Source organism: Paucihalobacter sp., from assembly GCF_036825875.1.
Lineage (GTDB): Bacteria > Bacteroidota > Bacteroidia > Flavobacteriales > Flavobacteriaceae > Paucihalobacter.
Genome location: NZ_DAISXK010000009.1, coordinates 31,354 through 44,085 on the forward strand (window position 1 = coordinate 31,354; position 12,732 = coordinate 44,085).

Below are 12,732 nucleotides of genomic sequence, written 5' to 3' on the forward strand. Positions count from 1 at the left end.
TTAATGTCTATTTTAAGCGGTAAAAATATTTTAGTCGGTATAAGTGCCGGAATTGCTGCTTACAAATCTGCACACTTAGTAAGAGGCTTTATTAAAGCAGGCGCCAACGTAAAAGTTGTAATGACGCCTGCTTCAAAAGACTTTATAACGTCGCTTACGCTTTCTACTCTTTCAAAAAATCCTGTTTTGTCATCTTTTGTCAATGAAAAAGATGGTGGTAAAAACGATAATCCCATGTGGAACAATCACGTAGAATTAGGCCTATGGGCCGATTATTTTGTGATTGCACCAGCCACTGCTAACACCTTGTCTAAAATGGCGACTGGCGAATGCGACAACCTTCTATTGGCCACGTATCTGTCAGCTAAATGCCAAGTTTTCGTCGCACCCGCAATGGATTTGGATATGTACAAACACCCAAGCGTAATAACCGCTCTCGAAAAATTAGCATCTTACAATAATATTATCATTCCTGCTACCTTGGGTGAATTGGCGAGCGGATTGGTTGGCGAAGGTAGAATGGCCGAGCCTGAAGATATAGTTACTTTCCTTGAAACGTATGTTTTAAAGCAATTGCCATTATATGGCAAAAAAGTTTTAATTACGGCTGGTCCCACGTATGAAGCGATAGATCCAGTGCGTTTTATTGGAAATCATTCTAGTGGAAAAATGGGCTTTGAAATCGCAAAAGCAGCGGCAAATTTGGGTGCTGAGGTTATGCTAATCACTGGTCCTTCAGCGGAAACTGTAAACCATTCATCAATTAAACGTATTGATGTAGTAAGTGCAGAACAAATGTACGATGCCGTTCACCAATATTTCAATACCACGGATATTGCGATTCTCTCCGCTGCTGTAGCCGACTACAAACCCAAAATTTATGCCAGTCAAAAAATAAAAAAACAAGTTGCAACGTTATCCTTAGAATTAGAAAAAACAAAGGATATTCTAAAAAGCTTAGGAGCGATCAAAACGCATCAGTTTTTAGTGGGATTTGCCTTAGAAACTGAAAATGAACTTGAAAATTCAAAACTCAAATTGAAATCTAAAAATCTCAATTTAATTGTCTTGAATTCTTTAAACGACGACGGAGCAGGATTTGGAGTATCCACAAATAAAGTTACCTTTATAACTGAAAATAACGAAACAATTCAATTCAACAAAAAGCCAAAAGCAGAGGTAGCAATAGATTTGCTTCAACAAGTATTAAAACAATTACATGCTTAGACTTATATTTTTTGTAATGATAATGTTCTCAATTAGTTCCTTTTCGCAGGAATTAAATTGTAATGTTGTAGTTGATGCACAACGAACGGCAAATCAAAATGTCCAAATTTTTCAAGCACTAGAAAAACAATTATCGGAGTTCATCAACAACACAAAGTGGACTAACAAGAGCTATAAAAATCAGGAGAAAATTAATTGCAATATGGTAATTAATGTTCAAAATTATAACAGTAATGTGTTTACAGCAACCTTGCAAATTCAGGCTTCAAGACCAGTTTACAACGCTACTTATACCACGCCAATCTATAATTTTAACGATAGAGATTTCACTTTTGAATATTTAGAATTTCAAAATTTAGTTTACAATCCAAATCAGTTTGAATCGAATCTTATTTCAGTTATCACCTTTCATATTTATATGATTTTAGGGATGGATGCCGATACTTTCACTAAAAATGGTGGCGACGAATATTTTAGACAAGCGCAAACCATAGCCAACTACTCACAACAAGGTGGTGGCAAAGGTTGGAGTTTACAAGACGGATTACAGTCTCGATTTGCCTTAATAGACAATTTATTGTCGCCAACTTTTGAAGAATTTAGATCGGTGATGTACACCTATCATATGATTGGATTAGACCAAATGAGCGATAACACAATGAAAGGCAAACAGGTGATTGCGTCTGTTTTTCCGCAATTGCAAAAAATGAATCAGCGACGACCTAATTCATTTTTAATGCGCGTGTTTTTTGATGCGAAAGCCGATGAAATTACTCAAATTTTTAGCGGTGGACCAAAAGTAGATGTAGCCGAAATTATTGATACTCTTAATAAAATTGGCCCAACGTATTCCACTAAATGGCGCAATATTAAATTTTAATTTGACATTCAAACTTCAAGTATTCTATATTTCAGATTTCTCGGTTAACTTTGTATAAATATTATTAAAGTTAGTCTGTGTTAGCAAGTCTTTATATACAAAATTACGCCCTTATTAGTCAGCTGAAAGCCAATTTCAATAACGGTTTAACCATTATTACAGGTGAAACTGGTGCTGGAAAATCTATTCTTTTAGGAAGTTTAGGAATGATCATGGGAAAAAGAGCAGATCTTTCGGCTATTGGTAATACCAACGATAAATGTATTATTGAAGCCACTTTTGATGTTAGTAAATACAAACTTCAAGCACTTTTTAAAGATTTAGATTTAGACTACGATACTCAAACTATTATCCGACGTGAAATTTTACCATCAGGGAAATCGCGTGCTTTTGTAAATGATACCCCAGTGAATCTCGAAGTGCTGCAAACACTTTCGGCAAATTTAATCGACATCCATTCGCAACATCAAACTTTAGAGTTAACTAACGACGATTTTCAGTTTGAAATAATTGATGCCTTAGCAGAGAACCAAAAGCTAATTGCTGATTATCAACTTGAATTACAAAATTATAAATCCTATATTTCAGAATTAGCTCAATTAAAATCCGAACAAGCCGAAGCTTTAAAAGCTTTAGATTACAATCAGTTTTTGTTTAATGAACTTGAGACAATTAATTTAGAATCAATAGATTTAACTGTACTTGAGCAAGAATACGAAGCTTTGAGTAATGTGGAGTTTATTGCAGAGCAACTCGCATCTAGTTCAGATTTGCTCAACAATGAAAGTATTGGTCTTATAGCTAATATTTCGGTGTTAAAACAAACACTTTCACGAATATCAAATTTTTCAAAAAACTATGAAGAATTAACACAACGCGTTGAAAGTGTTTTAATTGAATTAAAAGATGTCAACATTGAAGTTGAAGATGCTTCGGAAAATTTAGAAATAAATCCATCGGCATTAGAAGCTCTAGACGCACAGCTTAAATTGATAAACAACCTGCTTCAAAAGCACAATGTTGAAGCCATTGCCGATTTATTGGCTATTCGTGAAGATTTATCAGTAAAGATTCAAAATTCTTTTAATAATGATAAAAGAATACTTAAACTTGAGCAAGCCCTTACAACTTCTGAAAAAGATTTATCAAACCGAGCCGAAAGTTTGCATCAAAGAAGACAAAAGGCAGTGCCTCTTCTTATTAAACAATTAAAGCAAATCCTTCAAAATTTAGGAATGCCCAATGCCGATTTCAAATTGGAATTTGCCAAAAGCAAGATCTTTAAATCAAATGGCACCGATGATTTATCCTTTCTATTTTCGGCTAATAAGGGTAGTAATTTTCAACTTCTCAAAAAATCAGCTTCAGGCGGTGAGTTGTCTAGAATAATGATGGCTATCAAATCTATTTTAAGTAATTACATACAAATGCCAACCATCATGTTCGATGAAATTGATACAGGAGTTTCAGGAGAAATCGCCAATAAAATGGCTAAAGTAATGAAACAACTTAGTAATAATTTACAGGTATTCGCCATTACCCATTTACCGCAAATTGCCGCAAAAGGAGAATCACATTTCAAAGTTTTTAAAGAAGATATCGATGCACAAACACAAACCAAGCTCAAACTTTTGGATAAAGATGAACGCGTTGTTGAAATCGCACAAATGTTGAGTGGTAGCAGTTTGCCGAGCTCTGCCATTGCGCACGCTAAACAATTATTGAACTAAAATATTTTCAACTTCAGTTTGCATTGAAACTTTTTTAACTTTGAACATTGAACATTAAATCTTAAACCAACAAACATGTCATACAATTTATTAAAAGGAAAAAGAGGAATTATTTTTGGTGCATTAGATCCCAATTCAATTGCATGGATTACGGCAGAACGCGTTCATGAAGAAGGCGGAACCTTTGTGTTGACCAATGCACCCATTGCAATGCGTATGGGGCGAATAAATGATTTAGCCGAAAAGACTGGTGCTCAAATTATTCCTGCCGACGCCACTTCCATTGAAGATTTAGAGAATTTGGTAGCTAAATCTATGGAAATACTTGGTGGTAAATTAGATTTCGTTTTACATTCTATTGGCATGTCTATAAACGTTAGAAAAGGTCGCCATTACACCGACCAAAATTACGATTGGACGCAAAAAGGTACCGATGTTTCAGCCATGTCATTCCATAAAGTGATGCAAACCCTTTATAAAGCTGATGCCATGAACGAATGGGGTAGCATTGTAGCATTAACTTATATGGCCGCACAACGGGTATTTCCCGATTACAATGATATGGCAGATAATAAAGCCTATTTAGAAAGTATAGCCCGTAGTTTTGGTTATTTCTTCGGAAAGGATAAGAAAGTACGTGTCAATACCATTTCACAATCACCAACACCTACTACAGCTGGCCAAGGCGTAAAAGGATTTGATGGATTTATAGCTTATGCCGAAAAAATGTCCCCGCTTGGAAATGCCACGGCTTTAGACTGCGCGAACTATACTGTGTCGCTTTTTAGTGATCTAACCAAGCGCGTCACCCTACAAAACTTGTTTAATGATGGCGGATTTAGCAATATGGGAGTAAGTGATGCTGTCATGGATGGGTTTATGGGTGAAGAATAATTGTAATTCTTTTGTATATTCGTGAATGGCTTAAATGACTATTCTTTTGAAATATATCTCAGTTTTAATGCTTTTTTTGGGAATGCAATCTTTGTTGTATTCGCAAATTTATTTTCAAGATAGGTCTAGTGTTCTCGGTTTAAACTTAAGCACAGGAAATACTTATTTAGGAAATGGCGTCAGTTTTTTTGATTATAACCAAGATGGCTGGGACGATATTACACTCGCAACTGGAGCCGATAACAAAGTGCGCTTTTTTAAAAATGTCTTTGGTAGTTTTTTTGAAGAAGTATTGTTAGACGCGCCTGCTTATCAAACTAAACAAATTAATTGGGTCGATTTTGATAACGATGGCGATTATGACCTATTTGTAACGAGCGACACCAATGGGAATCGATTGTATCAAAATGACGGCAATTTCAATTTTATAGACATTACTGAAACAGTAGGGTTACCAACGCAAAATTTATTCACTTACGGCGCATCCTGGGGCGACTATAATAATGATGGATTTTTAGACGTATTCATATGTAACAGAGATGAATATAATTTAGAAACCCCAAATTTTTTATTTCGAAACAATGGCGATGGCTCATTTACTGATGTAAGCATTGAAGCTGGTATTAAAACTACGAGTGAGATGTCGTTTTGCGCAGCTTTTTTTGATTTCGATAATGATGGTTTTCAGGACATATATGTTTCAAACGATAAAACTTCATTTCGCAACACACTCTACAAAAACAATGGTAATGGTACTTATACTGATGTAAGTGAAATTTCAGGAACGGATATTGGGATAGACGCTATGTCGGTTACGATTGATGATTTTAACTATGACGGTTGGATGGACATTTATATTACCAATGGCACTGAAGGCAACGTATTTTTTCATAACAATGGCGATGGAACATTCACTGATATAGCTGAGTCTACGGGAACTTTGTTTAATAGTATTGGTTGGGGCGCTGTTTTTTTTGATGCTGAAAACGATACGGATTTAGATTTGTACGTAAGCGGAAACTATATTCCCAATCCCATTTATTTATCTTCTGCATTTTATGAAAATAATGGGCAAGGTATTTTCAACATTCCTTCAAATTCAGGACTGGGTAATGACACAGGTGAAAGCTTTTCAAATGCGATTGGCGATTTTAACAATGATGGCTTAAGCGATATAGTTGTAACCAACGGAAACAACGAAACTATTTTCCTGTGGCAGAACCAAACAACGACCGCTAATAAATGGCTAAAAGTGGCTTTGGAAGGCACACAAAGTAATCGAGATGGTATTGGGTCTTTAATTGAAATTTCTGTAAATGGTAATATTCAATATCGATATACACTTTGTGGCGAAGGCTATTTATCGCAAAACTCAGGCACAGAAATTTTTGGTGTAGGAACCGCTTCGACTATAGATTACGTGAAAGTAAATTGGTTAAGTGGTATTGAAGACATCGTTTATAATGTGTCACCCAACCAAAAGTTGAACATAGTTGAGGGTTCTACATTATCGGTAAATCAGCTTAATAATAACTTTTGGTTAAATTATAACAACCCAGTTGATAATACATTAACACTGGCATCAATTAATGAAATTAATAACATACAGTTTTACAACCTCTTAGGTCAAGAGGTATATAGAAATTCAAAAATTAACTCGCGATATTTTGAGGTAGATCTATACTTTTTAAATTCAGGTGTTTATATTGTAGTGCTTGATTTTGTTCTTTTAAAGGAAACCATTAAAATCGTTAAAAACTAAATATATTTCAGAGTTAGTTTTTCCAATCTTTTTACACTTTTAATCGCTGTTTTTGGCTTTTTATCTATTCAAATAGAATAATGCTTTGTTTTAATTTAGAATTGATATTTTAGTAATTGATTTAACACATTATTAACTTAAAACTAACTTTATGAAGAAAATTACTTTAAATTTTATTTCAATCTTAACTCTTAGTGTTTGTTTGCTATTCACTGTAAGTAGTAGCGCACAAGTTTTTTATTCAGAATCTTGGACAGATTCTGGTCCTGGTTTAGCTGGTTGGACTAATGCTGGAACAGGAGGTAACTTTTCCAGAGCCGCTGCTGCCACAGTTTGCGATGGTGCTGGCGCCAGAGCTAATATCTTTTCTGCTGGTAATGTTAAGCAATTTATATCCCCATTATTAGGTATTAGTGATGGTGGTTTAACAACGTTTGAATTTGAGTATAAAGTGGCCATTTGGAGTGCAAACACAACAGGTGCTCCAGGTACTGATTTTACTATTGATATTGAGTGGGCAATAGATTTGGCTGGGCCTTGGTTAAACTTAGGACAAATTAATGACGCTAATCATGCAGTTTCTGGTGATTGTGCACCTGGTCCGGGCACCTATCAGTTTACTCCAAATGTAGGTGATGAGGTTTACGTGCGATTTGTAATAACTCGTTTAGCTGGCGATAACTTTTATAATTTTGATAATGTTACAGTTCAAGAACCTATAACATCTGCTCCTAACTGTGATGCAACTTTAACTGCAACCACAGAGGTAGGTATTGCAGGTGATATTTCATGGTCAGCCGCGACAGGTGCACCCAATGCTTACGATTTAACTGTAGGTACTACAGCTGGAGGATCAGAGGTTTTAGCCACTACCGATGTTGGTAATGTTACTTCTTTTAATGTAGGAATGCTCGAATTTTCAACTACGTATTATGTGACTATAGTACCAAAAAATGATAATGGTTCCGCCACGGGATGTGTGGAACAAACTTTTGTAACAAAAGAAGCGCCAGCACCTCCAACTGTTGATATTGTTTTTGACTTAAATTCTTGCGGAGATTCAGATAGTTATGAGGTGTCCTACAGTGCTTCAGATCAACCTTTTGTTTGGGTACAATTAAATTATGCAGGAGGTTGTGACTCTATTACAGTAGATACTTTGGGTAGTACGGGTAGTAGTAGTGGTGGTCGTCTTGACACAGAAATTGGATTATATGATTCAAATGGGCTTTTAATAGGCGACAATGATGATTTAGAATCAGGTAATGTTTTAAGTAGTTTAACTGTCGCCTCATTACCGGCGGGAACCTATTACATTGTAGCAGGTCCATTTAATACGGTTTTTGGTGCTGAAGATTTTAATGTTACCACAACAAATACCACTAGAACTGGAAATCTCTTTATCAATGCCAGTACACCTTCTAATGAAACAGCAGAATTCGTTAACCTTCAATTTCCATTTGAAGCAACTATTGAACAAGGAAGTACAGCCACTATTTTTGCACAAATTTTCAAATCTGGAATTACCGAACCTGCAGGTCAAGGTGCAGGTATAGAGGCTTGGATTGGGGTAAGTGACACTGATGCAACGACTGCCGCAGATTTTGAAAACGCAGGTTGGAATTGGGTGCCAGCTACTTATAATGTTGATAATGGTAACAATGATGAGTATCAAGCCGAAATAGGTGTTGGTTTAGTTCCTGGAACTTATTATTATGTGAGTAGATTTTCAGTTTTAGGGGGACCTTTTTCTTACGGCGGAATTAATCCCGGAGCATCTGATGGTAATTTTTGGGATGGAACTAATTTCGTTTCAGGTGTTTTGACTGTAACTGCACCACCACCGCCAGTTAATGATAACTGCATTGATGCAACAGAAGTCACAGCACCTTCTACTACACCTTTTAGTACTTTAGCAGCCACTACTGATGGTCCTGGGGCAATTTGTGGCACAGCACCTGGCGGTCCAAACGTTTGGTTCAAATTTACGGCAACGGGAGAAGGTTCATTAGTTGTTAGTACTTGCAACGATGCCGATTTTGACACTAAAATAAATGTTTATAGCGGCGAATGTGGCGCCTTAGTTTGTGAAGGAGGTAATGACGATGCAGCGGGTTGTAGTTTAACTAGTGAGCTTACGTTAAATAATTTACCTTCAGGTGACTATTATATTGCTGTAAGTGGATTTTTAGGTGCTACAGGAACTGGCAACTTGACCTTAAACTTTACTTTGTCAAATAGCGACTTTGACAGTCCAAGCTCATTTAGTTTCTTCCCAAACCCTGTTCTAAACACTCTTACTCTAACCGCTCAAAACAACATCGAGCAAGTAACCGTTTTTAACATGCTAGGTCAAGCAGTTTTAAAATTAGCTCCTAATAATACAACGAGTGAAGTTGACATGAATAACCTAGTTTCTGGAACCTATTTTGCTCAAGTAACCGTTAACGGTATTGTGAAAACCGTAAAAGTGGTGAAACAATAATAAATTACCCTATATAACTGAATATAAAACCCGTTTGTAACTGAACGGGTTTTTTTGTATTATATCTATTATTATAAATATGTTAGCATTTCAGAAAAAATATTAATATTTTCGTTTAAGTTTATACTATAATTAACATTTAAAAAATTTAACTTATGAAGAAAATTACTTTTTTCCTTTTATCATTAACCACGGTTTTTAGTTTCGCCCAAAATGGTGGTGACACATGTGCTAGCGCTGTTGCCGTAACTCCAGGTTCATTTACTGGAACTACTATTACCCAAGGAGTTAGTGGTGCTACAGCCGCTGGATTCGATGCTGCTTGGTTTGCTTTTACTCCTGATGAAGACGGTACTATCGACGTATCTTCATGTTTAGGAGGTGCAGATACACGTTTGTGGATACGTACAGGGACGTGCGGGTCATTGAATTTGGTGGCGCAATCAGACGATGTCTGTGCATTTAATCCAGATGGAACAGGTAGCTTATGGGCAGCTGAAATCACCGAATTTGCGGTGTCAGCTGGGGTTACTTATTTTATTGAATGGGATGATAGATGGAGCACTGCATCTTTTGATTGGTCATTATCCTTTAATGCACCACCTGCTTGTAGTGAGGTAAATGCGATTTTTGCAGATATACTACTAGGTGACCAATTAGACTTTAGTTGGACTCCTGCAGATTTTGGACCACCAGTAGGATATAACTGGGAAATTGTTGCAGATGGTGCTGGTCAAGGAAACAGCATAGTTGTTTCAGGCAACACCGCGGGTACTAATGCGTCTTCAGGGAGCGTCTTAACCTTGAATACGCCTTATGATTTGTTTATTCAAACCGATTGCGGTGGTGGCGTAACATCTGCCTGGGTTGGTCCAATTAATTTTACGACCTTAAGTTTTACCCCAGTTGTAAATGATTTATGCGCTGGTGCATTACCTGTAAGTGTACAAGGTGATGTTGCTACAGCTGCTGCAGCAGTTTATGAACCAGGTTCAGTTGCAGATACTGCTAATACTGATATCTTTGGTTTAGCCTGTAATGGCTTTACAGGAAATGCTTTAGACGATGTTTGGTTTTCTTTCGTTGCCGGTTCTGAAAATGTTAATATTACAGCGGATACAAATTTTGATGCTGTTTTAACCTTGTTTTCTGGCGATTGTGATAATTTAATTCAACTAGATTGTGCTGATGATGATGGCGCTGGAGCAGGAGGAATAGAAGAAATTAATGCCACTGGTTTAACAATAGGAGATACATATTATTTTAGAGTTTATTTCTTTGGTACTAATCCTATGAATTCTACATTTGAGTTTGCTGTTTGGACACCTCAAACATTAAGCAACGAGGATGTTTTGGCAAATACCAATTTTTCATATTTTCCAAACCCAGTTAAAAACACTTTGATATTAAAGGCTCAAAATAGCATTGAAAATGTAACCGTTTTTAATATGTTAGGTCAGGCAGTTATAAAAACCACTCCAAACGCTATGGAAAGCGAAATAGATATGCAATCACTAAACACAGGTACTTATTTTGCCCAAGTAACCATCAATAATGTTACTAAAACTATTAAACTTTTAAAGCAATAAGGCTGTAAAAACAACAAGTAAATTCTATAACCCGCCAGTCAATGTTGATTGGTGGGTTTTTTATTTAGTTTAACTACTTTTGTTAGGTATGAATCCAATGTATTTTTCATTTATAATCCCAGTTTATAACAGGCCTACAGAAGTTGAAGAGCTTCTAAGTAGTATGACTGAACTTTCTGGCAATTATAACTTTGAGGTGGTAATTATCGAAGATGGCTCAAATGAATCTTCAAAGCCAGTGGTAGATCAATTTTCACATCTATTAAATATCAGTTACTTCTTTAAGGAAAATTCGGGGCCTGGTGATTCTCGGAATTATGGAATGAAACGTGCCAAAGGCACTTACTTTATCATTTTGGATTCGGACTGTTTGTTGCCAGCGAACTATTTATTAGAAGTACACAAAGGACTTCAAGATAATTATGTTGATTGTTTTGGTGGGCCAGACGCGGCGCATGCCTCATTTTCTGCATTGCAGAAAGCCATTAATTTTGCAATGACCTCATTTATTGCCACTGGTGGTATAAGAGGTGGTAAGAAACAGTTAAATTCTTTTCAACCTCGAAGCTTTAATATGGGCTTGTCTAAAATTGCCTTTGAAGCCTCTAGCGGATTTGGTAATATTCATCCTGGCGAAGATCCCGAATTAACAATAAGACTTTGGAAACTGGGTTTTAAAACAGCTTTATTTCAAGATGCCTATGTATATCATAAACGCCGGATATCATGGCCTAAATTTTATAAGCAAGTTTATAAATTTGGTTTGGTACGTCCAATTCTAAATAAGCGCTATCCCGAGCATCAAAGCCTGGTTTTTTGGTTTCCAAGCTTGTTTTGTCTGGGTTTTATAATGTCGGTGTTATTGACGATTTTTGGCTTTTATATCTTTTTTGCCGTCTATTTATTGTATTTTTTCACCGCATTTGTGTTGGCTTTTATTAAAGAACAAAATCTTAAAATAGCCGTTTATGGAATACTGGCTATAGGAATTCAATTTTTTGGTTACGGCTATGGTTTTTTGAAATCGACATTAATAATGCGCATTTTAAACAAGGCACCGGAACAGCAATTTCCAGAATTATTTTTTAAGGTAAATGAATAAACAAAAAAACTATTTTAATATTATCCTAAACAAAAATAAATTTAAAAGTTTCAGCTTTTTTCTGCTATTAGCATTTGTTTTTTTGATTTTCACAAAGTTGTCAAAAAAATATACTGAAACATTAAACCTTAAACTTGAATTGGTAAATGTACCAGATGATATTTACATCAATCAAGATAGTATTTTACCTATTTCGGCAACGGTAAGTACTTTCGGATTTAATTATTTAATACAGCTATTGAAACCTCAAAATATAAGTTTAGATTTTCAAACCATTTTTTCTGTAGATGGAAATTATGCGTACAGTGCATCGTCAAATATAAAATATCTGATCACTCAAAAGTTAGGTTCTAATACAATGATTGAAACCGTAAAACCAGACAGCATAACAATTCCATTTTCAAAACTAATTTCAAAAGTGGTACCTATAAAATTGAACAGGCAATTCAGCTTTATACCAGGCTACAATTTGTATGATTCCATAGTTATGAAACCAGATAGTGTTAAAATAATAGGCTCATCTATAGCGGTTGATAATGTTGATTTTATTGAAACGAGCGTAATATCTTTAAAGGAAATAAAAAGTAATATTAATGTTAAGGCTGATTTGAAATTAAATGAGGGTTCAAATGTTAAACTGTCTAAAGTTCACATAAATGTTACAGCGGAAGTGGAAAAATATACTGAAAACATTGTGTCCATTCCTATAGATATTATGGGCTTGCCAAAAGGTGTCAAGATTAATTATTTCCCAAAAACAGTTGATGTTTTATACGAAGTAGCGTTGAAAGATGCAGCGCGCATCATACCCGAAATGTTTGAAGTAGTTTGCGATTTTAATCAAGTCACTAATAAAAACTTAACAACTTTAAAACCAATTTTATATAAATCACCTGACGTTGTTAGAAATCCTCGGATAAAGTTAAACGAGGTTGAATTTATTATAATAGAATAAAACTAATACTGATAAAATTTAATGAACTACATTATTATTAAGCTACCTAAAAATCAAGGTTAAGCTACTTATGAGCAGACTTTTTAGAAGACTAACACAATGACGGTA

9 protein-coding genes are annotated in these 12,732 nt (G+C 35.5%); all 9 read left to right on the forward strand.

Going from position 1 to position 12,732, the window contains the following annotated elements; all coding sequences use genetic code 11:
* Positions 1–3: 3 nt before the first annotated feature.
* The 9 genes from coaBC (at position 4) to V7Z48_RS04390 (ending at position 12,624) form a co-directional block, all read left to right on the forward strand.
* Entirely contained in the window at positions 4–1,227 is a 1,224-nt protein-coding gene (coaBC, locus tag V7Z48_RS04350) for a bifunctional phosphopantothenoylcysteine decarboxylase/phosphopantothenate--cysteine ligase CoaBC (RefSeq protein ID WP_334112174.1), read from the forward strand.
* A complete protein-coding gene (porD, locus tag V7Z48_RS04355; RefSeq protein ID WP_334112175.1) occupies positions 1,220–2,107 on the forward strand; it encodes a type IX secretion system protein PorD in 888 nt (295 codons plus the stop codon). The genes coaBC and porD overlap by 8 nt, the downstream gene beginning before the upstream one ends.
* Before the next feature lie 77 nt (positions 2,108–2,184).
* Positions 2,185–3,837: a DNA repair protein RecN gene (gene recN / locus V7Z48_RS04360; protein WP_334112176.1), complete on the forward strand. Its 1,653-nt coding sequence runs from the start codon at positions 2,185–2,187 to the stop codon at positions 3,835–3,837.
* A gap of 75 nt (positions 3,838–3,912) precedes the next feature.
* A complete protein-coding gene (locus V7Z48_RS04365) occupies positions 3,913–4,731 on the forward strand; it encodes an enoyl-ACP reductase FabI (RefSeq protein WP_334112177.1) in 819 nt (272 codons plus the stop codon).
* Between the two features lie 46 nt (positions 4,732–4,777).
* Positions 4,778–6,493, forward strand: a complete 1,716-nt coding sequence (locus V7Z48_RS04370; RefSeq protein WP_334112178.1) for an FG-GAP-like repeat-containing protein — start codon at positions 4,778–4,780, stop codon at positions 6,491–6,493.
* A gap of 151 nt (positions 6,494–6,644) precedes the next feature.
* Complete coding sequence (locus V7Z48_RS04375) at positions 6,645–8,978, forward strand: T9SS type A sorting domain-containing protein (protein ID WP_334112179.1); 2,334 nt, start codon at positions 6,645–6,647, stop codon at positions 8,976–8,978.
* Between the two features lie 155 nt (positions 8,979–9,133).
* Positions 9,134–10,567 (forward strand): T9SS type A sorting domain-containing protein, encoded by a 1,434-nt coding sequence (locus V7Z48_RS04380; protein ID WP_334112180.1) that lies wholly within the window; start codon positions 9,134–9,136, stop codon positions 10,565–10,567.
* A 97-nt stretch (positions 10,568–10,664) separates the two neighbouring features.
* Positions 10,665–11,669 carry a glycosyltransferase gene (locus tag V7Z48_RS04385; protein WP_334112219.1) on the forward strand — a complete coding sequence of 335 codons (1,005 nt, stop codon included), beginning with the start codon at positions 10,665–10,667 and terminating at the stop codon, positions 11,667–11,669.
* Positions 11,670–11,766: 97 nt separating this feature from the next.
* Positions 11,767–12,624, forward strand: a complete 858-nt coding sequence (locus V7Z48_RS04390; RefSeq protein ID WP_334112181.1) for a CdaR family protein — start codon at positions 11,767–11,769, stop codon at positions 12,622–12,624.
* The last annotated feature ends 108 nt before the right edge of the window (positions 12,625–12,732 follow it).

Excerpts from the sequence above, each read along its gene's own strand:
- V7Z48_RS04365 (WP_334112177.1), top strand. The coding sequence starts at position 3,913 with ATGTCATACAATTTATTAAAAGGAAAAAGAGGAATTATTTTTGGTGCA.
- porD (WP_334112175.1), top strand. The coding sequence starts at position 1,220 with ATGCTTAGACTTATATTTTTTGTAATGATAATGTTCTCAATTAGTTCC.
- V7Z48_RS04375 (WP_334112179.1), top strand. The coding sequence starts at position 6,645 with ATGAAGAAAATTACTTTAAATTTTATTTCAATCTTAACTCTTAGTGTT.
- V7Z48_RS04380 (WP_334112180.1), top strand. The coding sequence starts at position 9,134 with ATGAAGAAAATTACTTTTTTCCTTTTATCATTAACCACGGTTTTTAGT.
- coaBC (WP_334112174.1), top strand. The coding sequence starts at position 4 with ATGTCTATTTTAAGCGGTAAAAATATTTTAGTCGGTATAAGTGCCGGA.
- V7Z48_RS04385 (WP_334112219.1), top strand. The coding sequence starts at position 10,665 with ATGTATTTTTCATTTATAATCCCAGTTTATAACAGGCCTACAGAAGTT.